This window comes from Bradyrhizobium sp. HKCCYLS3070, from assembly GCF_051167575.1.
Taxonomy (GTDB): domain Bacteria; phylum Pseudomonadota; class Alphaproteobacteria; order Rhizobiales; family Xanthobacteraceae; genus Bradyrhizobium.
This window is the reverse complement of sequence record NZ_JBNPTI010000002.1, coordinates 288,466-312,212: the sequence shown is the minus strand read 5'-3', so window position 1 is coordinate 312,212 and position 23,747 is coordinate 288,466. Positions and strand designations below refer to the sequence as shown.

Genomic DNA, 23,747 nt, shown 5'->3' with positions numbered 1-23,747 from the left:
TTGCGGGGATCAATCCTGATACGGAAGCAGCTCCGTCAGCGGCTCGTTGTGGTGCAGCCGACGAATGGTCTCTCCGAGAAGGGGCGCCGCCGAGACAATCTCGAGCTTATCGCGAACCGCGCCCGGCGGAAGCCTGAACGGTGGCACGCTGTCGGTCGCGATGATGCGGCCGATCGCAGGGTCGGCGAGCGTCGTTGCCGCGCCCGGCATGAACAAGCCGTGCGCCACGCAAGCTATCACCTCTTCGGCCCCATGGGCACGGGCCGCCTTCGCCGCCCGCACCAGGGTTCCACCGCTGCTGATGAGATCATCCACGATCACGCACAGCGCGTTCGCCACCTCTCCGGCGAACAAGTCGCCCGAAACGACGCCGGAGCTGCGATGCTTCTCCACGAATGCCTTGCCGATCGGACGGCCGAGCGCTTTCCCCAGAACCTCGCGGAGCAGGTCCGCGCGCTTGCCGCCTCCGAGATCCGGCGAAACCACGGCAATCGGCCGATCAGCCGCGATCGCCTTGATCCTGCCGATCAAGAGCGGCGCCGTGCTCAGCGCTACCGATGGGCAACGGAACGCGTTCTCGAACGCGGCCTCGTTGTGAACTTCGAGGGTCACCACTGCGTCAACACCGATCGCCTCGAACATGGTCGCAAGATAACGGATCGTGACGGGGTCATTGGCCTTGGTGCGACGATCCTTTCGCGCATAGCACAGATACGGTGCGACCGCCGTCACCCGCGCAGCACCGGCATCCTTCAACGCTCCGACCAGGAACAGCAGCCGGCACAGCTTGTCGTTCGGACTCTCGTCAGGACCGCCATGGAGGCTATGCAGAACGTAGACGTCGCAGCCGGCGACAACTTCCAGCGGCCGCACCTTGTGTTCGCCGTCCTCGAAGCTGCGTTCTTCGACAGCGGCGAGACGGCATCCGAGCGCGTGAGCGATTTTTTCGCCAAGCCCTTCCGTGCCATGAAGACAGAACAAACGCAGGCGATCACCAATCATCGGTTACCTCCAACGTCAAACCTGCTCGCCGCTCGCGTCTCGGCCGCCGATCTAAGCCCGCAGCCCATGTTTCCCGAGCAATCTGACTGTGCTCGCCTGCGGTCCTTTTTCTCCGATCTCCTCGACGTAGCTTACGCGGGCGCCGGGCACGATGCTTGGTCCACCATCAACGACACTATTGCAGTTGAAATAGACTTCGTGGCCGTCGGCGGCTTCCAGAAAGCCGAACTGGCCGCTTGGATCGATACGCGCAACGGTTCCGATCGGTTGAGGCTCGTGCGTCTTGACATCGCCACGCATCAGTCGCGCCCGGTCCTGCAGTTGTCGACGCGCGCGTTTGAATGCGTTGTCCACGGCGAAGGTCAAGTCGACGTACCGTTCATCCAGCTTCGGGGTACGTCCAACGTGGACTTCCCGACCGTCGGGCAGCGCCAGCCGAACGCTCACCAGATATTGACCGCCGGTTTGGTGATGGCCGCCCGGACCTTTGACCATGACGCGCGCCGCGGTGATCCGGCCGAAGCGGCTCTCCAGTTCCGCGACATGTTGCTCAACGGCAGCCCGGATTTCAGCGGAGACGCGAATCCCTTCAAATTCGATTTGAACTGGTGTTTGCATTTCCGGCTCCTCTCCCGTGTCGAACTTATTGGACCACGGGAGCGAGGAGCAGCTTTGAGCAAGATCAACTTGCCTTTAGCGTTCTGGCTGCCACGCGATCACGATCAGCTCGCAGCAAACACGAAATCGTCTGCGCGATCGCTCGCGCAGACGCCAGGGCATCCGGAACCAATCAGCCGATCTCACCAGGGGCCGCCCCACGGACCGCCCCAGCCATAATAGCGATGCCGCCAATACGGACGGGCATAGTAGGGACGGCCGTAATACGGCCCGTAGCCGACGCCGACATAGCCGTAGGGCGGACCATAATAATAGGGATCGTCGTAGTAATAAGGCGATGCCGTCGCCGCGATCCCGGCGCCGAGAAGCGCGCCGGCCGCGAGCGCGCCTGCTCCCCAGCCCCAGCCGCCGCCACGCCAACCGCCACCACGCCAGCCGCCGCCATGCCAGCCGCCATAGCGGACCTGAACCGTGCTGAGCGGCGCAACGTCGGCCTTCGCCGCGGCCGACAGCGCAGTGACGGGTGCAGACAACGCCGGAGCGCTCGCTCCGGCCAGCAGCGCGCCGGACAGGGCCAGCGCTCCCACATAGTTCAAGCTTCGCATCGCAAGGACTCCTCGACCAAGGTCATCACGCATGACTGCCCGCGAAGGTCATCCGGCGCAGTCCTCCGCCGCGATCGCGGCGACGAGCAAATGAGTTGCTCGTCGCTACGAACCACCTGTCGGCGCGACTGTTCCATTGCAAAAGCGCGATCGCCGGCGAGACATCCCTTCAATGCCGGCCGAGATTGCTCGAGCTGCCGGAATTGTCGTCGCCGGAGCTCGGGCTGTTGTTGTCGAGCAAGCCGGTGGCGTCATTCGGCGCCGATGGCGTGCGCCCCGATCCGTTCCCCGCCGCACGGCTCCTGCCGCGCCCCACCCCATTCCGGTCGTCCCCGTCGCGTTTCCGGGTCCGCCCGGCGTTGAGGTTGTCGCGTCGCGGGAGGCGCCGGCGCTGCTGCCACCCGTGCCGCTGCTATCAGCCAAGGCGAGCTGCTCGACAACGCGAGCGCAGCAGCGGATGCGATCAAGGCCAATTTCATGAGGATGTCCTTCCTTAAGGAAGGACAACGCCGCCTCGGACGGGATGGTCCCGAAGGATCAGCTTCGCCGTTTGCGGCCCTGCGCTGCCGCGGCCTGCTTGCGCAGACCCTCGGCCGCGCTGCCGACGATCTCGGAAATCTGCATCAGTTGCTTGGCGAGCGGGCTGGTCTTGCGCCAGACCATGCCGACCGTGCGCTGCGGCTGCGGATCGGCGAAGCGCGCCAGCGACACCGACGCCGACCGCGTCTCGACGCCGACCGCCATCTCCGGAATCAACGTCACGCCCATGCCGGCGCCGACCATCTGCACCAGGGTCGACAGCGAGGAGGCATCGAGCATCTCGCGCGGCGCCTGCATGTTGCAGAACGACAGCGCCTGGTCGCGGAAGCAGTGCCCCTCCTCCAGCAACAGCAGCCGCATCTCGCGCAGCATCTCGCTGCTCGGCACCGCCGCGCCTTCATATTCCGGCGGCCGCACCAGCAGGAAGCTCTCCGCGAACAGCGCGACCTCGGTCAGCGACGGCTCCGACACTGGCAGCGCGACGATCGCGGCATCGAGCCGGCCCTCGACCAGTTCCTCGATCAGCTTCGGCGTCTTGGACTCGCGGACGTGGATGTCGATCTCGGGATGTCTGCGCGTCAGGTTCCCGATCACCTTGGGCAGCAGATAGGGCGCGATCGTCGGGATCATGCCGAGCCGCAGCCGGCCCGTGAGCTTGTCGCGCGAGGCGCGGGCGAAATCGCCGAGCTCATCGACCGAGCGCAGGATCTCGCGCACGCGCTCGGCGAGCTGCTCGCCGAATCGCGTCAGCACCACCTGGCGCGCATTGCGCTCCAGCAGCACGCCGCCAAGCGCGTCCTCCATCTCCTTGATCTGCATCGACAGCGCCGGCTGCGAGATCGCGCAGGCCTCCGCGGCGCGGCCGAAATGGCCGAGACGCGCCAGCGCATCGAAATAGCGAAGCTGCCGCATCGTCAAATGTATCATCAGTTTATCTTATCGTTCACCGCCGCGGAGTCAATTTTCCCTGACCACAATCTTGAGATGCAGCGGTCATGCACCGTGTCCATATGCGTTTGAATGGCGTCAGACCAGGTTCATCAGATAATCTTATCGTTGCGATCACCAATCTCAATTTCCCCTGATCGAAGCAGCCGCGTAGGGTCCCGGCTCCCACCCCAGGGGGGAACCATGACGATCACGTCAGGAGAGAAACATGGATGACGTCAGCAAGTGCCCGTTCTCGGGCGGCTTGAAGGGATTTTCGAACAAGGATTGGTGGCCGAACCAGCTCAATCTGTCGGTGCTGCATCAGCACTCGAACCTCTCCGATCCGCTCGGTGAGGCGTTCGATTATTCCAAGGAATTCAAGAGCCTCGATCTCGACGCGCTGGTCAAGGACCTGCACGCGCTGATGACCGATTCGCAGGACTGGTGGCCGGCCGATTTCGGCCATTACGGTCCGCTGTTCATCCGCATGGCCTGGCACGCCGCCGGCACCTATCGCATTGGCGACGGCCGTGGCGGTGCCGGCACCGGCCAGCAGCGCTTCGCGCCGCTGAACAGCTGGCCTGACAACGCCAACCTCGACAAGGCCCGCCGCCTGCTGTGGCCGATCAAGCAGAAGTACGGCCAGAAGATCTCCTGGGCCGACCTGTTCGTGCTGACCGGCAACGTCGCGCTGGAATCGATGGGGTTCAAGACCTTCGGCTTCGGCGGCGGCCGCGCCGATACCTGGGAGCCCGAGCAGGACATCTATTGGGGCCCCGAGGGCAAGTGGCTCGCCGACGAGCGCTACAGCGGCGACCGCGAGCTCGCAGGCTCGCTCGCTGCCGTGCAGATGGGCCTCATCTACGTCAACCCGGAAGGCCCGAACGGCAATCCCGATCCGCTGGCTGCCGCGCGCGACATCCGCGAGACCTTCGCCCGCATGGCGATGAACGACGAAGAGACGGTGGCGCTGATCGCCGGCGGTCACACCTTCGGCAAGACCCACGGCGCGGGTGATGCGTCGCTGGTCGGGGCCGAGCCGGAAGGCGCCGACATCGCGCAGCAGGGTCTCGGCTGGGCCAGCAAGTACGGCTCGGGCAAGGGCGGCGATACCATCACCTCCGGCCTCGAAGTGATCTGGACGACGACGCCGACCAAGTGGAGCAACAACTTCTTCTGGAATCTGTTCGGCTACGAATGGGAGCTGACCAAGAGCCCGGCCGGCGCGCATCAGTGGAAGCCGAAGCACGGCGCCGGCGCCAACACGGTACCGGACGCGCATGACAAGTCGAAGCGGCATGCGCCGTCGATGCTCACCACCGACCTCGCGCTGCGCTTCGATCCGGCCTACGAGAAGATCTCGCGCCGCTTCCTGGAGAACCCGGATCAGTTCGCCGACGCCTTCGCCCGCGCCTGGTTCAAGCTGACCCATCGCGACATGGGTCCGAAGGTGCGTTACCTTGGCCCGCTGGTGCCGAAGGAGGATCTGATCTGGCAGGATCCGGTGCCGGCCCTCGATCATCCCGTTGTCGACGACAAGGACGTCGCGGCGCTCAAGGCGAAGATCCTCGCCTCGGGTCTGTCGGTGTCGCAACTGGTGTCGACGGCCTGGGCCTCAGCCTCGACCTTCCGCGGCTCGGACAAGCGCGGCGGCGCCAATGGCGCGCGCATTCGCCTGGCTCCGCAGAAGGACTGGGCGGTCAACAACCCGGCCGAACTCGCCAAGGTGCTCTCGACGCTCGAGGCCATCCAGAAGGAGTTCAACGCGCAGGCCTCCGGCGGCAAGAAGATCTCGCTCGCCGACCTGATCGTGCTGGCCGGCAATGCCGGCGTCGAGGCGGCCGCCAAGAAGGCCGGCGTCGAGGTGACCGTGCCGTTCGCGCCCGGCCGCACCGATGCCTCGCAGGAGCAGACCGACGTCGAGTCGTTCGCGGTGCTCGAACCGACCCATGACGGCTTCCGCAACTATCTCAGCGGCAAGCAGTGGCTGTCGGGCGAGGAGCTGCTGGTCGACAAGGCGCAACTGCTCACCTTGACCGCGCCGGAGATGACCGTGCTGGTCGGCGGCCTGCGCGTGCTCGGCGCCAACGCCAACGGCTCCAAGCATGGCGTGTTCACCGAGCAGACCGAGACGCTCTCCAACGACTTCTTCGCCAACCTGCTCGACATGGGCGTGGCCTGGCGTCCGGTCGATCAGGGCGAGCACACCTTCGAGGGCCGCGACCGCAAGTCCGGCGCGATCAAGTGGACGGCGACCCGCGCCGACCTGATCTTCGGCTCGCACTCGCAGTTGCGCGCGCTGGCCGAGGTCTATGCCAGCTCGGATGCCAAGCAGAAGTTCGTCAAGGACTTCGTCGCCGCCTGGACCAAGGTGATGAACCTCGACCGGTTCGATCTGAAGGCCTGAGGCGACAAGCCGACTGACCGACACCAAAGAGAAGCGGCGCTTCAGTGATGAAGCGCCGCTTCTTTCATTGGACATGTCTATCAGTCGCGGGCCCGTCAGCGCGCCGCGGCCGAGCCGCCGCCGTCGATCTGGCGGCCCATCAGCGCGATCGCCTTCTGATAGACGCCGGCGGCGTTCCAGGCCTCGATGGCGGCGAAGTTCGGCTCGCCCGGCTGATAGCCGGCGCCTGCCTTCCAGCCGTTGGCGCGCAGGAAGTTCGCGGTCGAGGCCAGCGCGTTGGCGGCGACGTCGAGATTGCCGACGCCGTAAGCGAGGATGTTCTTCGGCATGAATTGCGTCTGCCCGACCTCGCCATGCATCGAGCCGCGGGTGTTGCCCGAGAGCACGCCGCGGTCGATCAGCTTGAGCGCGGCATAGAGCTGGTCGGTGAAGAACTCCGGACGGCGGCAGTCATAGGCGAGCGTCGCGATCGACGACAGCATGTGCTGATTGCCGCGCTGGCTGCCGAACGCGCTCTCCATGCCCCAGATCGCGATCAGCGGTCCGGGCGGCACGCCGTAACGCTGCTCGATCGAGGCGAACATCGCCGCCTGCGACTGCTTGAGCTGGCGGCCGCGCGCGACGATCGCAGCAGCCCCGCGCTTGGCGAGGAACTGATCGAGCGACAGCGAGAAGCTGCGCTGGCCGCGATCGGCGGCGATCGTCGCGGAGGCGTAGTTGGTCTGCATCAGCGCGGCGATCGCGGCGCCGCCGACGCCCTTCGCCCGCGCCTCCTCGCTGAATTCGCGCTTCCACGCCTCGAACCCCGCCGGCGACGAACCGCACTGCGCCGCTTGCGCAACGCCGCCGCAGGCTGCGAGCAGCGTCGCGACGGTGAACGTGAAGGTGATCATGGCCCGGCGCTTAATCATTCAGACTCCTCTGGTCGCGTCCGCCGATGCGGCCTGCATCGTGACCCCTATCGGGACATCGGACGCCGCTGCGCGGCAATATCGGCCGCTCCCGGTTGAAACGGCGACAACCTATCGGAAATGGAAGAAAATCATAGCCGGCGGCGTATTAGCCGCAGATGAACGCGCCGAGCACCCGTGATTGCGCAGCCGCCCATCGACATCCGTGGCCGTGCGGGTTCCAAGGATGCAGCTCCCGCAATCGTGATCAGCGCCATCTACATCATCATAAACGGCGGACGTCCACCGATTTCCAGCCGGTCGAAAACAGCGCCAAGGCGATCGCGATCCGCTCGCTGGCCATGAAGAGCAAACGCGAGATCCAGAGCTATCTCCCGCCACCTATCAGTTCGCCAGGCACAATGGCTTGGCCTTCAACATGACGGCGATCGCCCCTCCATCCCCGAGGGCCACGGCGTCGGCTTCGACACCGACTACATGACGCCGCCGGTACCGTAACCTTGACATATACGCTGCCCTTAATTATAAAACGATACAGTTTCGTTTTACCACAACCGTTTTCCGAGGGAATGCTCTACAAGCACCGACCGAGATCGGAGACAGCAGGCCGTCATGAAACGAATCATTCTGTTGACCTTGATCCTGCTGTCATGGGCGCCCCTGGCGCACGCGGTCGCCGGGACCGGCTCCGGCATGCAGACCGAGAGGGATCCGTCAGCCTCCACCGATCCGGCACTGAGCCAGGAGACGATCGATCGCGAGCTCGACAAGTTCCGGCGGACGGAGGTGTCACTGCACCAGGCGCTGCGGATCGCCGAAAGGATTCATCCGGGCTCCAAGACCGCGGACATCAGCTTCGAGGGTGGGCTCGACGCGCCCGTCTACAAGGTCCGAACCCTGCAGAGCGGACGGATCTGGGAATCCGACATCGACGGCACCACGGCGAAGGTGCGCAACAGCGTGCTGTTCTCCACTGTGGATGGACTGAGCGAAAGCGATCGTAACAGCCTGGCTGCCCTCACCACGGTCCGGCTCAAGATGTCGGATGCGATTCGGATCGCCGAGCGCTCGGCGGCCGGCCGGGCGATCAGTGGCGGCCTGATGAACAAGGACGGCAAGCTCGCCTTCGTCGTGGTCGTCGTCAGCGGCAACGATCTCAAGCAGGTGACGCTCGAACCGTCATCGCTCCGGCGACGCTGATCGCGCTGCTCAGACCTTCGGCTGCAGCGCCAGGAACGTCTTGACCCGGTCACGGACGAAGCCGGGCAGCTCCCTGCGGATCGTCCTTTCGCTCTCGCCCATGAGCGAGCGCATGATCACCGGCATGACGATCAGATCGATGAAGATCTCGGCAGAAACGGCCGACGCCTTCGACGGCGTCCGGCGAGCGGTCGTGGCCGAGGCGCCGATCGTCTCGCCGAGCAGCACCGCCACAGCATGGGTGGCCCGCTTGCGCGAGACGTCATGAAACTGACAACTGAGATCGGGAAACCGGTAAGCCTCCCCGATCGTGACCCGTAACAATCCCAGCGAGTCCTTCAGCGCGCGATCGACGATGGCGATGGCCAGTCCAACCAGCTTTTCCTGTGCGGTGCCGGCCACCGGCGTGTAGGACCCAAGATTCATCACGTCGTTGATGGAGCGCGCGACGACGGCGGCAAACAAGGCGGCCTTGCCGGTGTATCGGGCATAAATCGTCGGCTTGCTGGCGGGGGCGCGCTCGGCGATCTCGTCGATGCTGGCGCCGTCAAAGCCGCGCTCGAGAAACACCGCGCGCGCAGCGTCCAGAATACGTTCCTCGATATTTCCAGCCAGCGCCTTCGGCGGCCGTCCCACCCGCCCGCGAAACGCTTCCGTGCGTGCAACGTCCGTACGTTTCAATTTGGCCTGCGTGCGGGCCATACTCAACGACCTCGACTCGACATGAAGATATGTCGTCAAGGGATTACACGTTCTTGTCGAGACGGCAATAGAACGACCACGCCACGCGGCTATGCGCATGGTGGCGTACATAATCGGCAACGCATCAGCACAAACACCTCAAAATACCTCAGGTAACAAGCTCCCCGAGATCGTCGAACACGGCGAGCGCACCGTCGAACGCGTCGTCATGAAAGTAGAGGCTGCGCGTGATCAGCACGGGAACGCCGGCGCGGGTCGCAGCCATCAACCCGTTACCGGAGTCCTCGATCGCGATGCAACTGGCCGCGGGTAGATCGAGCTGCGACAAGACCTCCAGGTAGACATCGGGCGCAGGCTTCTTGCGCACGACATCGTCGGCCGCCACGACGGCGGCAAATCCTGCCTCCCAGTTCGCGCCCAGCGCGGGCGCCAACAGGGCATCGATATTGGCGCGCGTGGTCGTCGTCGCGATCGCGAGCCGCTGCCCGCGGGCCGAGGCAGCCTCCAGCAATGCTTGCACGCCCGGGCGCAACGGGCAGCCCTTGTCGGCCATCAGCGCGGCAAACCGCTCCGTCTTGATGCGATGAAGCCGGGCAACGACGGCGTCGCTGAGCGGCGGACCCGTGCGCCGCATCTGGTCGAACGCACGGACGCGCTCCTTGCCACCGGTGACACGCAGCAGCTCCTTGTAGATGCGGCGGCCCCAGTGCCAGTCGATGCCCACCGCGACGAACGCCTCGTTGAAGGCCTCGCGATGGATTTCCTCGGTCTCGGCCATCGTGCCGTCGACGTCGAAGATCAGTGCGCCGGCGTCGGCGATGCGGCGCCGGAGGTCGTCGAGCGGCGCGTTCCTCACCAGAGCCAGACTCATGATTGCGCCTCCGCCCTGCCGTCGCCCGCGTCGGCCCCCTTGGCGAACACGCGGCTTGCCAGCACGTCGCTGGCTTCGATCGACATCACGTCATCGGACGTCAGCACGCGGTCGAGCCGCGACACCAGCCGGTTGGCCTGGCGCAGGCGGATCCGATCCAGCGCGTTGCGGATCGAGCGCGCGTTGGAGAACATGGGCTGAGTGCGCCGGACGGCGATGTATCTTTCGAAAGCGGCGCGGGCCTCCGGCGTGAAGCGATAATTCTGCCCTTCCAGCATCATCTCGGAGATCGTCAGCAGCTCGGCCTCCGAATAGTCGGGGAAGTCGATGTGATGGGCGATGCGCGAGCGGAAGCCGGGATTGCTCTGGAAGAACTTCTCCATCCGGTCGGCATAGCCGGCAAGAATGACCACGAGGTCCTCGCGCTGCGACTCCATGATCTGCAGCAGGATCTCGATCGACTCCTGGCCGTAGTCGCGCTCGTTCTCGGGACGGTAGAGATAATAGGCCTCGTCGATGAACAGGACGCCCCCCATCGCCTTCTTCAGCACCTCCTTGGTCTTCGGCGCGGTGTGGCCGATATACTGGCCGACGAGGTCGTCGCGGGTGACGCTGATGACGTGGCCGCGGCGCACGAAGCCGAGCCGGTGCAGGATGCCGGCCATGCGCAGCGCGACCGTGGTCTTGCCGGTGCCGGGATTGCCGGTGAACGACATGTGCAGGGTCGGAAATGTCGTCGCCAGCCCCATCTTGCGGCGGATCCGCTCCATCATCAACAGCGAGGCGATCTCGCGGATTCGCGTCTTGACCGGGGTGAGCCCGACCAGCTCGCGGTCGAGCTGCTCCAGCACCGGCGCAATATCGACGCTCTCGAACTCGCGGCGCAGGTCGACGGTGTCGACCGGCGTCGCCTCGGTGGTGTCCGTCTGCGTGGCCTGCATCATCGGCTGGTGCTCCGTTCTGGACGTTCGCATCAGATCGCCGTGCGTTCGATTGCGAACCTGGCAGCAACGAAGCAACGGCAAATACAAGGTGATATGGCCGCTCCGGGCGGAGATCCCTGCCACGCCGCAGACCCGCAGACGCAGCAGCGACCTCCGCCCGCCAGGGATCAGTAACGCTGGCCTTCCGGGCGCTCGGCCGCGTAGGACCGCGTCGAATAACGCTGATTGCGCCCGACGGTTTCCTGCCGGTCGAGCCGGAAGCCCGGCTCGTTCTGCGGCCGGTTGACGATGAAGGACAACCGGGTCGATTCCCAGCCATGGCTGGAATCGAAGGCCGAGATGCGGATGTAGCGGTCGCCGTAGATCTTCCGGCACTCGGTCAGCTCGTGCATGATGCCGGCGGCGTCACGCAGGTCGAACATCGGCAGGCCCCACATCTCCCAATAGGTGTTGCGGGGATGCGGATCGTCGGTGAACTCGATGTTCACGGCCCAATTCTTCTCGAGGCAATACTGGATCTGAGCGGAGATCTGCTCGTCGGTCAGATCGGGCAGGAAAGAAAAGCAACCCTGGGTCACGCGCATGTTGATGTCTCCTGATATCGCTGAAACGGGCGAGCCGGTGTCCGGCTCGCATCGCGGCGTCGCATCGAACGATTGTTAGGCGGCAGGCGTCACGGTCGGGACGAAGTCCGGCGAATCGGTCGATTCGTAGTTGAAGGTGACGTCCTTCCAGATCTCCAGCGCCTCGCGCAGCGGCGTGCAGGTCTGTGCCGCCTTGGCCAGGATCTCCGGACCTTCATGCACGTAGTCGCGGCCCTCATTGCGGGCGAGGATCATCGCTTCCAGCGCGACGCGGTTGGCGGTCGCACCGGCGGCGATGCCGCGCGGATGGCCGATCGTGCCGCCGCCGAACTGCAGCACGACGTCCTCGCCGAGCAGGTCGAGCAACTGGTGCATCTGGCCGGCATGGATGCCGCCGGAGGCCACCGGCATCAGCTTGTTCAGGCTGGCCCAGTTCTGGTCGAAGAACACGCCATGCTCCAGCCGCATCGGATTGAAGTCCTCGCGGCAGATGTCGTAATAGCCGCGCGTGGTGTTCGGATCGCCTTCGAGCTTGCCGACCACGGTGCCGGCATGGATGTGGTCGACGCCGGCGAGCCTCATCCATTTGGCGATGACGCGGAACGACACGCCGTGCGCGCGCTGCCGCGTGTAGGTCGAGTGACCGGCACGATGCAGATGCAGGATCATGTCGTTCCGGCGCGCCCATTTCGCCATCGACTGGATCGCGGTGTAGCCGATCACGAGGTCGATCATGACGATCGTCGAGCCGAGCTCCTTGGCGAACTCGGCGCGCTCATACATGTCCTCCATCGTCGCCGCGGTGACGTTGAGGTAGGTGCCCTTGATCTCGCCGGTCGCCGCCTGCGCCTTGTTGACCGCCTCCATGCAGTACAGAAAGCGCTCGCGCCAATGCATGAACGGCTGCGAGTTGATGTTCTCGTCGTCCTTGGTGAAGTCGAGCCCGCCCTTCAGCGCCTCGTAGACGACGCGTCCGTAGTTGCGGCCGGACAGGCCGAGCTTCGGCTTGACGGTGGCGCCCAGTAGCGGCCGGCCGAACTTGTCGAGCCGCTCGCGCTCGACGACGATGCCGGTCGCCGGCCCCTGGAACGTCTTCACATAGGCCACCGGCAGCCGCATGTCCTCCAGCCGCAGCGCCTTCAGCGGCTTGAAGCCGAACACATTGCCGATGATCGAGGCGGTCAGATTGGAGATCGAGCCGGGCTCGAACAGATCGAGGTCATAGGCGATATAGGCGAAATAGCTGCCGGGCGAGCCCGGCACCGGCTCGACGCGGTAGCACTTGGCGCGATACTTCTCGGCCGCCGTCAGCCGGTCGGTCCACACCACGGTCCAGGTCGCCGTCGAGGATTCGCCGGCGACCGCGGCGCAGGCCTCGGTCGGATCGACACCGTCCTGCGGCGTGACGCGGAACAGCGCGATGACGTCGGTGTCCTTGGGCTGATAGGACGGCTCCCAATAGCCCATCTTCTTGTATTCCATCACGCCGGACTTGTAGCGATCCTTGCCGCGCACCGTGATCGATTGGTCGTTCATGTGTTCCTCCTGGATTTTCGTTGTGGCTGTGGACGTCACGCAGCTTCGGTCATTCCCCCAATTCGTGGATCGAGCGCGCCGGAGCGATAGCGCTTGGCCATCTCCGACAGCGGCAGCACCTTGATCCTGGATGCATTGCCGGCGGCGCCGAACTGCTCGAACCGCTCGCGGCAGAGCTCGCGCATCGAATCCATCGCGGGCTTCAGGAATTTGCGCGGATCGAACTCGCTCTTCGACGACGCGCCGACTTTTCGGAAGATGGCGGTCATTGCCAGCCGGCAGTCGGTGTCGATGTTGACCTTGCGCACGCCGTGACGGATGCCGCGCACGATCTCCTCGACCGGGACGCCCCAGGTCTGCGGCATCTCGCCGCCGAACTGGTTGAACATGTCCTGCAGGCTCTGCGGCACCGAGGACGAGCCGTGCATGACGAGATGCGTATTCGGCAGCCGGCGATGGATCTCCTCGATCACGTTCATGGCGAGAATCTCGCCGTCCGGCTTGCGCGAGAATTTGTAGGCGCCGTGCGAGGTGCCCATCGCGATCGCCAGCGCATCGACCTTGGTGGCGCGGACGAAGTCGACCGCCTGGTCGGGATCGGTCAGCAGCTGCTCGCGGCTGACCTTGCCCTCGAGGCCGTGACCATCCTCCTGCTCGCCGCCACCATGTTCGAGCGAGCCGAGCACGCCGAGCTCGCCCTCGACCGAGGCGCCGACCCAGTGCGCCATGTCGGTGACGCGGCGGGTGATGTCGACGTTGTAGTCGTAGTCGGCCGCGGTCTTGGCATCGGCCCTGAGCGAGCCGTCCATCATCACGGACGTAAAGCCGTACTTGATCGCGGTGGCGCAGGTCGCCTCGTCATTGCCGTGGTCCTGGTGCAGGCAGAGCGGGATCTGCGGATACATCTCCTCCAGCGCGTCGATCATCTTGGACAGCATGATGTCGCCGGCATAGGAGCGCGCGCCGCGCGAGGCCTGGATGATCACGGGGGCATCGACGGCCGCGGCCGCCTCCATGATCGCCAGCCCCTGCTCCATGTTGTTGATGTTGAACGCCGGCACGCCGTAGCCGCGCTCGGCCGCATGGTCCAGCAATTGTCTGAGCGTGATCCGCGCCATGTTGGTCTCCGTCCCTGGTTCGATGTTCTGCTTGGTGGCGCGGCTCAGGAAGCCCGCGCCCGGATGATGTTGCGCATCGCCGCATCGGCCACCGCCGCAGGCGTGATGCCGAATTCGCGGTACAGCACCTCGGCCGGCGCCGAGGCGCCGAAGCCGTGCATGCCGACGAACTCGCCGGCATCGCCGAGCCAGCGCGCCCAGTCGCCCTCGATCGCGGCCTCCACGCCGATGCGCGGCACGTGGCCGAGCACCGCGGCGCGATACTCTGCCGACTGCTTGCGAAACAACTCGAAGCACGGCGCCGACACCACCGCCGCCTGGACGCCCTCGGCCGCCAGCAGCTTGGCCGCCTCCAGCGCGATCGCCACCTCCGAGCCGGTCGCAATCAAGGTCACATCGCGCCCAGCCTCGGGCTCGATGACCACGTAAGCGCCGCGCGCGACCTTGTTGTGATCCGATGCCTCGGTGCGGAAGGCCGGCAGGGCTTGCCGAGACAGGCACAGCACCGACGGCGAGGTCTCCGCGCGCAGCGCGCAGTCCCAGGCTTCCGCCGTCTCGACCGCGTCGGCCGGGCGGAAGACCAGGAGGTTCGGAATGGCGCGCAAGCTCGCGACATGCTCGACTGGCTGATGCGTCGGGCCGTCCTCGCCGAGGCCGATGGAATCGTGGGTCATCACGTGGATAACGCGGATGCCCATCAGCGCGGCCAGCCGAATCGCCGGCCGGCTGTAGTCGGCGAACGCGAGGAAGGTGCCGCCATAGGGAATGAAACCGCCATGCAGCGCGATGCCGTTCATGGCCGCAGCCATCGCGTGTTCGCGCACACCATAGTGCACGTAGTTGCCATCCATTGCGGCCGGTGTGACGGATTTGTGCGTCTTTGCCTTGGTCAGGTTGGAATGAGTCAGGTCCGCCGAGCCGCCGAGCAGATTTGGCAGCACTGTCGCAATGACATCGATGACGTTCTGCGAGGCCTGGCGGGTGGCGATCTTCGGCCGCTCGGCCGTGAGCTGCGCGATGAACTGCGCCATGCGCTCGGTATAGGCGGCCGGCAGCTTCTTGTTCAGCGCGTCATGGCACGGCGATCGGTCCGCGGTGCACAGCTTGCGCGCACGCTCCTTCCAGGCCTGGCGCACGCTGCGGCCGCGCGCGCCGATCTCGCGCCAGCTCACCAACACATCGGCTGGCACCTCGAACGGACGGTGCGGCCAGTGCAGTGCCGCGCGGGTCTTCTCGACCTCCTCCGGCCCGAGCGGCGCGCCATGCGCCTTCTCCGAGCCCTGCCGTCCGGGTGAGCCGAAGCCGATCGTCGTCCGGCACGCAATCATGCTCGGGCGGTTGCTCTGCCGCGCCGCCGCGATAGCAGCCTCGATGGCTTCGGGATCATGGCCGTCAATGCGGGACGTCGCCCAGCCCGACGCCGCGAAGCGTGCGAGCTGATCGTCGGAGCAGGCAAGACCCGTCGAGCCGTCGATCGAGATGCCGTTGTCGTCGAACAGCACGATCAAGCGATTCAGCTTGAGATGGCCCGCGAGCGAGATCGCCTCGTGGCTGATGCCCTCCATCAGGCAGCCGTCGCCGGCGATCACGTAGGTATAGTGATCGACCAGATCGTCGCCGTAGCGCGCGTTCATCAGGCGCTCGGCGAGCGCCATGCCGACCGCCGTCGCGATGCCCTGCCCGAGCGGACCGGTGGTGGTCTCGACACCAGGCGTGTGGCCATACTCAGGATGCCCCGGCGTCTTGGCGCCCCATTGCCGGAACCGCTTCAGCTCATCGATCGTGACGGCCTCGTAGCCAGTCAGATGCAGCAGCGCATAGAGCAGCATCGAGCCGTGTCCGGCCGACAGCACGAAACGGTCGCGATCGGGCCAGGCCGGATCGGCGGGATCGAATTTCATGAAGCGTGAGAAAAGGACGGTTGCCACGTCGGCCATGCCCATCGGCATGCCCGGATGACCCGATTTCGCCTTTTCGACTGCGTCGATGGCCAGGAAGCGGATGGCATTCGCCATCTCGGCATGGCTGGGATCGGCTTTCGGAGCCAGCGTTTGCACGGCGGTGGCGGTCATAGCGTGCGCCTCTTTCGGTCCATCAGTTGCATGATCATGGGGGTGAGAATGAGCTGCATCGCGAGATCGAGCTTGGCGCCGTGGATCACGATCGAATTGGCGCGCGACATGAAGCTCTGCGGAATCATCGAGAGCAGATAGGGGAAGTCGATGCCGCGCGGGTTCTTCAGCCGGATCACGACCATCGATTCATCGGGCGTCGGGATCCAGCGGGCGACGAACGGGTTCGAGGTGTCGACCGTCGGCACGCGCTGGAAGTTGATGTCGGTCTCGGAGAACTGCGGGATGATGTAGTTCACGTAGTCCGGCATACGGCGCAGGATCGTGTCGGTGACCGCCTCGGTGGTGTAGCCGCGCGACGCGCGGTCGCGGTGCAGCTTCTGGATCCACTCCAGGTTCATCACCGGAACAACGCCGATCTTCAGATCGGCGTGCTGCGCGATGTTGACCTTGTCCGTGACAACGGCGCCGTGCAGGCCTTCGTAGAACAGCAGATCGGAATCCTCCGGCAGCCGGCTCCACTCGGTGAAGTTGCCGGGCCTTGTGTCGTAGAGCCGCGCCTCCTCCTCATCGTGAACGTAGTGGCGCGTCATGCCGGTGCCGGTCTCGGAATAATCGCGAAAAGTCTTCTCGAGCTCCTCGAACAGATTGGTGTCGGGGCTGAAATGGCTGAAGTGCTTGTTGCCGATCTCGGCCTCCTCGACCATCTTGCGGCGCATCTCCTCGCGATTGTAGCGATGGAAGGCGTCGCCCTCGATATAGGCCGCCTTGACGTTCTCGCGGCGGAAGATGTTCTCGAAGGTCTTCTTGACGGACGTGGTGCCGGCGCCCGACGAGCCGGTGATCGAGATGATGGGATGACGACGTGACATGAACTTTCTCCGGAAGGCGCGTTCGGCAGGCGGGCTCAGCGGAACAGGCCGCGCCGCGCGAACAGGGGCGCATCGCTGGTTTCGAACAGCGGCTCGATGCCCTCATGCAACTGGTCGACGTCGCGGACAAGGCGGACGTCGCCCATGATCAGCGGCGCGCGCTGATGCGGCGAGCGCGCCGACAGTTCGAGGATGCGCGAACGGCCGCTCGAGGCCGAGCCGCCGGCCCATTCCATGATCAGCGCCATCGGATGCGCTTCGTAGACCAGCCGCAGCCGGCCCTCGCGATAGCCGGGGCGGGAGTCGGCCGGATAGAGGAACACGCCGCCGCGCATCAGGATACGATAGGCCTCGGCGACCAGCGAGGCGATCCAGCGCATGTTGAAGTCGCGGCCGCGCGGGCCGGCCGCGCCCGACAGGCATTCGTCGACATAGTTGCGCACGGTCCCGCTCCAGTGCCGGCGGTTCGACGCGTTGATGGCGAACTCCGGCGTATCCTGCGGGATGCGGATGCCAGACTTGGCGAGCATGAACTCGTGCAAGGTCGGATGCAGGACGTAGAGATCGACGCGATGGTCGATCGCGAGCACCAGGCAGGTCTGTGGTCCATAGACAAAGAAGCCGGCGGCAAGCTGTGCCGTGCCGGGCTCGAAGAAGCTGGAGAGCACGTCGCGGCCCCGCGGGCGGATCGAGAAGATGGTGCCGACGGAGATGTTGTTCTGCAGGTTCGACGAGCCGTCGAGCGGGTCGATCGCCACGCAAAGTGGGGCAGCAGCATTGACCGTTTCCGGCCGGTCGACCTCCTCGGACAGGATGCCAGCGACCGGAGCCCGGCGCAGCGCATCCCGCATCAGATTGTCGGCGACGATGTCGAGCGCCTTCTGGACGTCGCCGTCGGCGTTCACGGTGGCGGCGCCTTCGTCGACGCCAGACAGCGGTGCGACCGCGATCTGCCGCGCGAGTTCGCGCGCCGCCCCGGCCAGAGCCTCGATGACCGCGGCGCAATCGGCGTCGGCACCCTGCGCCGCCAGATGTGCCTGCAATGTCTGATGTTGATCCATTTGGTGATTCATGGGCCACTCCCTCGCCATCAGCTCCTCTGCCGGGAACTTGATGAAGCCGCACGAATGCGTCGTGCCGCGCTGCTATCAACACTCGATTTGCCTAATTAGGGAAATTTCATTATCTTTGGATAGACCAAAGTTTTCCTTATACTGGCGATCTCATCGAGGGTTCCATGAGCCGGCACTTCTCTCGCGATCTCACCATCCGCCAGCTTCGGGCGCTGGCTGCCGTGCAAAACTCGGGGTCGGTGACGTCTGCGGCCGGCCGTTTGAACCTCACTCAGCCTGCCGTGACCCTGCAGATTCGCAATCTTCAGGAGCTCGCCGGGCTGCCGCTGATCCAGCGCACCACCGACGGCATGATCCTGACCGAGGCCGGCCGCAGCGTCCTGGCACTCGCCGAGCGCGTCGAAGCCGCGCTGCAGGACTGCGAGCAGGCGCTCGACATTCTGGCGGGACGCAGCGGCGGCCGCGTGGCGATCGGCGCGGTCAGCACCGCGAAATATTTCGTGCCGTTTGCGATCGCGGAATTTTCGCGGCGCTTCCCCAAGATCGACGTCACCTTGCGGATCGGCAATCGCGACAGCCTGCGCGAGGCACTGCGCGGCTATGATCTCGACATCGCCATCATGGGCCGGCCACCGGCCGACGTTCCCGTGGATATGCGGCCGTTCGGAAAGCACCCGCACATCATCATCGCCCCAGCCAACCACCGGCTGGCGCGCCGCAAGCGGATCGCGGCCGAGGATCTCGCCGGCGAGGTGTTCATCACCCGGGAGCCGGGATCGGGCACCCGGCTGCTGATGGAGACATTCTTCGAGAAGCATGGTCTGAAGCCGAAGACCAGCATGGAGATGGACAGCAACGAGACCATCAAGCAGGCCGTGATCGCCGGCCTCGGCATCGCCTTCATCTCGCAGCACACCGTCGCCCATGAGCTCAGCGAGGGGCGGCTGGTGACGTTGAAGGTCGCGGGATTGCCGATCATCCGCCAGTGGCACGCGGTGCGGCGCGCCGACAAGCTGCTGCTGCCGCCGGCGCAGGCGATGCTGGACTTCTTCGGCAAGGAAGGAGCGCGGTTTCTGCCGAGCTGAGCGCGACAACCGATGCCATTGCGGTGTCACGTCTCGCATGGCGCCGTCTCACCAGCCGATCTCGAACCGGCAGGCCTCGTCACCCCAGGCTTCGCAGGCAATCTCGCGCGCATGGGCGTCGGGATGCACGAGCCTTGCGAACAGCGTCTCGAACGTCCCAGCGTAGAAGTCGCAGATGGCGTGATCGCCGTGATGGCCGCGGCACAGCGGACAATGGCTGATCTGGTAGATGGTGGGCCGACCTGGGCGTACGGTGAAGGTGCCGGTCCCGGCAAACGTCCAGGCATGCGCGGATATCGCCCGCGTCAGCACGCCGCTCGCGAGCCGGGCCGGCAGCAGCCGGAGCACGCGGTGCGCCGCGGAGGGGATGCGATGCGCGAGCAGATAGGCCGCCGTCAGCCGCCCTGCCCTGGTGCTGACGGCGCGCGCAGCATCGTCGTCGAGCTCGGTCCGAAGCGCACGATGGAGCCGCGTGACCTCGGCTTCGTCGACCATCGCCGCCGGAGGCGTCGCGAGATAGGTGTCGAGCCGCGCGGCCGCGAAGACGCGGCGCGCCGCCTCCTCGCCGTGCAGCTGACGCAAGGCCTCCGCGGTCTGGATGATCGCGTTGGGACCGATGCGGCCGGCGATGTGGCCTTCAGCAACGCCGTCCTGATGGTCAGGCGCGGCGTCAGCACGCGGCAGCGGAACGTGCCGGGCGCACGTGCCGTGCATCTCAATGCACCCGCGTCTCGGTCTCGTCGCTCATCTGCCCGGCGCCGCCGCCACAGGCCATCACCTGCGCCTGCTGCGGTCCGCTCAGCTTGCGATTATGGCTCGTCTTCCATTCGATCTTGCCGGGATCGGCGCGCCTGCGCGACGTATCGAAGCCGAAATCGACCTTGCCCTTGGACTGCGGCCCCCAGTAATTAACGCGGCCGAGATCGTAGAATTTCCGCTCGAAGCCCGACTTCAGGAACGCCTTGAGGCAGCCGAGCAGATAGCGGCGGCGCTCGCCGGAGCCGGCCCAGGGATAGGAGAACAGCGCCTTTAGGATGTAGAAGCGGCGATAGTTGTTCATGACGCCGTCGAGCAGCTCGCCGCGGTCCATCGCGTCCGGCTTCATGATCGGGGTGACGAAATTGTACTTCTCGTAGTCGAAGATCTCGACCTTGTCGCCGAGGTCGCGGAACAGATCGGAGAACGGCCAGGGCGTGTACATCGCCCAGTTGGCGAGATCCGGCTTCCAGTCGCGCGCCATCTGGTAGGTCTCTTCCAGGGTCTCGCGGGTCTCGTTCTCGAGGCCAACGATGAACTGGGCCTCGACGACGATGCCGGCGTCGCGCAAGAGCTGGATCGCCTTCTTGTTCTGCGCGACCGTGGTCTCCTTGTTGAAGCGGTCGAGCTTCATCTGCGCCGCGGCTTCCGTCCCCAGCGAGACGTGGATCAGGCCGGCCTTGCGGTACAGCGGCAGCAGCGCCTCGTCGCGCAGGATGTCGGTGACGCGGGTGTTGATGCCCCAGAGGATCTTGAGGTCGCGGCGGATCAGCTCCTCGCAGAAGGCTATGAACTTCTTCTTGTTGATGGTCGGCTCCTCGTCGGCGAGGATGAAGAAGCCGACATCGTGCTCGCGCATCAATGTCTCGATCTCATCAACCACCTTCTTCGGGTCGCGGATGCGATAGTCGCGCCAGAATTTCCATTGCGAGCAGAAGCTGCAGGTGAACGGGCAGCCGCGCGCCATGTTGGGGATGGCGACCCGCTTGTTCATCGGGATGTAGATGTACTTGCTCCATTCGAGCACGCTCCAATCCGGCGTGATCGCATCGAGGTTCTTCACCGTCGGCGCCGCCACCGTCGCCACGACCTCGCTGCCGTCGCGATAGGCGATGCCCTTGATGCTGCGGCGGTCCGTCGCCCAGCGGCCGTCCTCGCGGGCGCGCATCAGGTCGACGATGATCTCCTCGCCCTCGCCGCGCACGATGGCGTCGATCCACGGCGCCTCGGTCAGCACCTGCTGATACATGAAGGTGGCGTGGATGCCGCCGAGCACGGTCAGTGCGTCCGGGTGCTCCTCCCGAGCGATCTCCAGAAGACGCTCGGCCTTGTAGATGGAGGGCGTGATCGCGGTGCACCCGATCACGTCAGGCTTTTCGCTGCGCAGGATGGCGCGGACCTGATCCTCGGAGAGATCGTTGGTCATCGCGTCGATGAAGCGGAGGTCGGTGAAGCCGGCCGCCTTCAGCGCGCCAGAGATATAGGCCGCCCAGGCGGGCGGCCAGTTGCCGGCGATCTCGGCGCCGCCGGAGTGATAATTCGGATGCAGCAACAAGATCCGCACGGCGTTCTCCCCGACTATCAATTTGTCTATCAATCTTAACGTCAAGATCGATTGACAATTTGATCTGACTCAAACGCCGCGCGAAGCGTCACCTCATGCCGCTTGCGCGAGACCCATCTCGGCCCAGATCTCCGAGAGTGCCGCAACGAGATGCTCGATATCCGCATCGGAATGATAGGGCGACGGCGTGATGCGCAGCCGTTCGGTGCCGCGCGGCACCGTCGGATAGTTGATCGGCTGCACATAGATGCCATAGCGCTCGAGCAGGATGTCGCTGATCCGCTTGCACAGCACAGGATCCCGCACCATCACCGGCACGATGTGACTGGGATTGTCGAGATGGCTGACGCCGGCCTCGTCGAGCCGGCGGCGCAGCCGAGCGACGCGGTCCTGGTGCCGGGCGCGCTCGGCATTGCTGGCCTTCAGATGCCGGATGCTGGTCAGCGCCCCCGCCGCCACCGCCGGCGGCAGCGAGCTGGAGAAGATGAAGCCGGAGGCAAAGCTGCGAACGAAGTCGCAGACCGTGTTGGAGGCCGTGATATAGCCGCCGATCACGCCGAACGCCTTGGCCAGGGTACCCTCGATCACGGTCAGGCGATCGGCCACGCCGTCGCGCTCCGAGATGCCGCCGCCGCGCGGACCGTACAGGCCGACGGCGTGGACCTCGTCGAGATAGGTCATGGCGTTGAACTCGTCGGCGACGTCGCAGACGTCCGAGATCGGCGAGATGTCGCCGTCCATCGAATAGACGCTCTCGAACGCGATCAGCTTCGGCGCCTTGGGATCGAGACCCGACAGCTTGTCGCGGAGATCGGCGACGTCGTTGTGGCGCCAGATCCGGGTGTCGCAGCGGCTGTGGCGGATGCCCTCGATCATCGAGGCGTGGTTGAGCTCGTCGGACAGGATCACGCAGCCGGGCATGCGCGAAGCCAAGGTCGACAGCGACGTCCAGTTCGAGACATAGCCGGAGTTGAACAAGAGCGCAGCCTGCTTGCCGTGGAGATCGGCGAGCTCCTCCTCCAGCAGGACATGATAGTGGTTGGTGCCGCTGATGTTGCGGGTGCCGCCGGCGCCGGCACCGCAGCGGTCGAGCGCCTCGTGCATCACCTCCAGAACCTTGGGGTGCTGGCCCATGCCGAGATAGTCGTTGGAACACCACACCGCGACATCGCGCTCGCCATGGGGGCCACGATAGGTCGCACGCGGGAAGGCGCCGGCCTTGCGCTCGAGGTCGGCGAACACGCGATAGCGTCCTTCGCGCCTGAGACCGTCGAGCTGGCGGCGGAAATAGTCTTCGTAGTTCATGGTACTCCCCCCTGTGCTGTCGTGTTCGGATCGACCGGCGGCGTGACCGGCACCGCGGCCAGTCCGGTGATGGTTTGCGCCTGCGCGTCAGCGCGGGCCTGGCGATAGGCTTGGCGGAATTGCTCTTCGAGCCGCTGCCGTGCTGCGGCTGCTGCATTCTTCTGAACAGAGACGGGACGCTCGGCCTGCGGCGCAGGAGAGACTACCGCGAGCACCGGCCGGACCAAAGGCGTCGCGGGCACTGGTGCGGGAGCGGCAGCCACGACCGCCATCGCAGGCACGGCAGGCTCGACTGGCGCGCTCCAGCGCCACAGATTGATCACCGGCATCGGCAGCGCCATGAAGCCATGCTCGAGCAGGCCGAGCGCGATCAACGATGCGAGCAGTGACAGCGCGACGCCGTCGAACGATGACGTTGCGCCGATCGCGGCAGCGGCGACCATCACGGTCGCGGTGGTCGCCGCGGCAATCGAGAACGGGAACAACGGGTTGGTGGACTTCTTTGCAAAATAGCTGCGCATGAAGCGGACCTGCTGCGGCAGCAGCTCGTCGTTCAGGGTGCGCACGCCAAGGAACAAATTGATCTTCGCGCTCTGCCTGAGCACCAGCAGCGCGGCGAAGGTCCACCAGCTGAGACGGTTGGGCGCGCCCGATGTCACCGCGAAGACGAGGCCCGCGGTCGCGATCAGCGCCAACTCGTGATAGGCGATCGCCTGCAGCGCGAAACCGACGCGCGAGGCCGGTGTGCAGTCCCGCGGGCACGACTCGGGCCGCGGGCCGGTGATCCAGCCGGCGAGCAGCGACATCTCGACCGTGCCCCACAGGAGAATGGCGCAGGTGAAGGCGCAATAGGCGTTGGCATCCTCCGCCGCCTGGCTCGACACCGCGACGCCCGACAGGGCCGCGACGAACGCCGCGGCCGTGCCCCATTTGAACGCGGCCGGATGGCGGGCGGCGAGCCCGACCAGCGCCAGCACGGCGCCGGTCGAGAACCACCAGACGAACACGACGTAGGGAATGGCAATCGCGGTCGCGCCCATGGCCGGCTCCTT

Annotated in this window: 21 protein-coding genes; 3 read left to right on the top strand and 18 right to left on the bottom strand. The window is 65.4% G+C overall.

Going from position 1 to position 23,747, the window contains the following annotated elements; all coding sequences use genetic code 11:
- Positions 1-9 precede the first annotated feature (9 nt).
- The 4 genes from ACQR03_RS10170 to ACQR03_RS10155 all read right to left on the bottom strand — a co-directional run bounded on the left by ACQR03_RS10170 (position 10) and on the right by ACQR03_RS10155 (position 3,692).
- Positions 10-1,002 carry a ribose-phosphate diphosphokinase gene (locus ACQR03_RS10170; protein WP_315714351.1) on the bottom strand — a complete coding sequence of 331 codons (993 nt, stop codon included), beginning with the start codon at positions 1,000-1,002 and terminating at the stop codon, positions 10-12.
- Between the two features lie 51 nt (positions 1,003-1,053).
- On the bottom strand, positions 1,054-1,620 hold the full coding sequence (locus tag ACQR03_RS10165) for an HPF/RaiA family ribosome-associated protein (RefSeq protein WP_315714350.1): 567 nt from the start codon (positions 1,618-1,620) through the stop codon (positions 1,054-1,056).
- 182 nt (positions 1,621-1,802) lie between these two features.
- Complete coding sequence (locus tag ACQR03_RS10160) at positions 1,803-2,225, bottom strand: hypothetical protein (RefSeq protein WP_315827733.1); 423 nt, start codon at positions 2,223-2,225, stop codon at positions 1,803-1,805.
- 537 nt (positions 2,226-2,762) lie between these two features.
- Positions 2,763-3,692, bottom strand: a complete 930-nt coding sequence (locus tag ACQR03_RS10155) for a hydrogen peroxide-inducible genes activator (protein ID WP_315714347.1) — start codon at positions 3,690-3,692, stop codon at positions 2,763-2,765.
- 229 nt (positions 3,693-3,921) lie between these two features.
- Here ACQR03_RS10155 and katG point away from each other — a divergent pair, with 229 nt between their 5' ends.
- Positions 3,922-6,102 carry a catalase/peroxidase HPI gene (gene katG, locus ACQR03_RS10150; protein ID WP_315714346.1) on the top strand — a complete coding sequence of 727 codons (2,181 nt, stop codon included), beginning with the start codon at positions 3,922-3,924 and terminating at the stop codon, positions 6,100-6,102.
- A gap of 95 nt (positions 6,103-6,197) precedes the next feature.
- Here katG and ACQR03_RS10145 read toward each other — a convergent pair whose 3' ends face one another.
- The gene (locus ACQR03_RS10145) at positions 6,198-7,013 is read right to left on the bottom strand and encodes a lytic murein transglycosylase (RefSeq protein ID WP_409977953.1); all 816 of its coding nucleotides are present in this window, start codon (positions 7,011-7,013) and stop codon (positions 6,198-6,200) included.
- 612 nt (positions 7,014-7,625) lie between these two features.
- Between ACQR03_RS10145 and ACQR03_RS10140 the strand changes: the two genes are divergently transcribed.
- Entirely contained in the window at positions 7,626-8,213 is a 588-nt protein-coding gene (locus tag ACQR03_RS10140; protein ID WP_315714344.1) for a PepSY domain-containing protein, read from the top strand.
- A gap of 9 nt (positions 8,214-8,222) precedes the next feature.
- Here ACQR03_RS10140 and ACQR03_RS10135 read toward each other — a convergent pair whose 3' ends face one another.
- The 9 genes from ACQR03_RS10135 to ACQR03_RS10095 all read right to left on the bottom strand — a co-directional run bounded on the left by ACQR03_RS10135 (position 8,223) and on the right by ACQR03_RS10095 (position 18,003).
- Entirely contained in the window at positions 8,223-8,915 is a 693-nt protein-coding gene (locus ACQR03_RS10135) for a TetR/AcrR family transcriptional regulator (RefSeq protein ID WP_315714343.1), read from the bottom strand.
- A gap of 148 nt (positions 8,916-9,063) precedes the next feature.
- Positions 9,064-9,786, bottom strand: a complete 723-nt coding sequence (locus ACQR03_RS10130; RefSeq protein WP_315714342.1) for an HAD-IA family hydrolase — start codon at positions 9,784-9,786, stop codon at positions 9,064-9,066.
- Positions 9,783-10,727 (bottom strand): CbbX protein, encoded by a 945-nt coding sequence (cbbX, locus tag ACQR03_RS10125; RefSeq protein ID WP_316172603.1) that lies wholly within the window; start codon positions 10,725-10,727, stop codon positions 9,783-9,785. Before cbbX ends, ACQR03_RS10130 begins: the two co-directional genes overlap by 4 nt.
- 170 nt (positions 10,728-10,897) lie before the next feature.
- Positions 10,898-11,314, bottom strand: coding sequence for a ribulose bisphosphate carboxylase small subunit (locus ACQR03_RS10120; protein ID WP_316172510.1), 417 nt, complete (start codon positions 11,312-11,314; stop codon positions 10,898-10,900).
- Positions 11,315-11,389: 75 nt separating this feature from the next.
- Positions 11,390-12,850, bottom strand: coding sequence for a form I ribulose bisphosphate carboxylase large subunit (locus tag ACQR03_RS10115; protein WP_315714340.1), 1,461 nt, complete (start codon positions 12,848-12,850; stop codon positions 11,390-11,392).
- Positions 12,851-12,885: 35 nt separating this feature from the next.
- A complete protein-coding gene (fba, locus tag ACQR03_RS10110; RefSeq protein ID WP_315714339.1) occupies positions 12,886-13,968 on the bottom strand; it encodes a class II fructose-bisphosphate aldolase in 1,083 nt (360 codons plus the stop codon).
- Positions 13,969-14,012: 44 nt separating this feature from the next.
- Positions 14,013-16,040 (bottom strand): transketolase, encoded by a 2,028-nt coding sequence (tkt, locus tag ACQR03_RS10105; protein WP_315714338.1) that lies wholly within the window; start codon positions 16,038-16,040, stop codon positions 14,013-14,015.
- Positions 16,037-16,912: a phosphoribulokinase gene (locus ACQR03_RS10100; RefSeq protein ID WP_315714337.1), complete on the bottom strand. Its 876-nt coding sequence runs from the start codon at positions 16,910-16,912 to the stop codon at positions 16,037-16,039. Before ACQR03_RS10100 ends, tkt begins: the two co-directional genes overlap by 4 nt.
- Before the next feature lie 35 nt (positions 16,913-16,947).
- A complete protein-coding gene (locus ACQR03_RS10095; protein WP_315714336.1) occupies positions 16,948-18,003 on the bottom strand; it encodes a class 1 fructose-bisphosphatase in 1,056 nt (351 codons plus the stop codon).
- A gap of 146 nt (positions 18,004-18,149) precedes the next feature.
- On the opposite strand from ACQR03_RS10095, the gene ACQR03_RS10090 reads away from it, so the two are divergent.
- The gene (locus ACQR03_RS10090) at positions 18,150-19,070 is read left to right on the top strand and encodes a LysR family transcriptional regulator (RefSeq protein WP_315714335.1); all 921 of its coding nucleotides are present in this window, start codon (positions 18,150-18,152) and stop codon (positions 19,068-19,070) included.
- Positions 19,071-19,118: 48 nt separating this feature from the next.
- On the opposite strand, the gene bchJ is transcribed toward ACQR03_RS10090, so the two are convergent.
- The 4 genes from bchJ to puhE form a co-directional block, all read right to left on the bottom strand.
- On the bottom strand, positions 19,119-19,784 hold the full coding sequence (bchJ, locus tag ACQR03_RS10085; protein ID WP_315714333.1) for a bacteriochlorophyll 4-vinyl reductase: 666 nt from the start codon (positions 19,782-19,784) through the stop codon (positions 19,119-19,121).
- Between the two features lies 1 nt (position 19,785).
- Positions 19,786-21,390 carry a magnesium-protoporphyrin IX monomethyl ester anaerobic oxidative cyclase gene (bchE, locus tag ACQR03_RS10080; RefSeq protein WP_316172511.1) on the bottom strand — a complete coding sequence of 535 codons (1,605 nt, stop codon included), beginning with the start codon at positions 21,388-21,390 and terminating at the stop codon, positions 19,786-19,788.
- A gap of 93 nt (positions 21,391-21,483) precedes the next feature.
- Positions 21,484-22,695, bottom strand: a complete 1,212-nt coding sequence (hemA, locus tag ACQR03_RS10075) for a 5-aminolevulinate synthase (RefSeq protein WP_316169203.1) — start codon at positions 22,693-22,695, stop codon at positions 21,484-21,486.
- Positions 22,692-23,735: a putative photosynthetic complex assembly protein PuhE gene (gene puhE, locus ACQR03_RS10070; RefSeq protein ID WP_316169204.1), complete on the bottom strand. Its 1,044-nt coding sequence runs from the start codon at positions 23,733-23,735 to the stop codon at positions 22,692-22,694. Before puhE ends, hemA begins: the two co-directional genes overlap by 4 nt.
- Positions 23,736-23,747 lie beyond the last annotated feature (12 nt).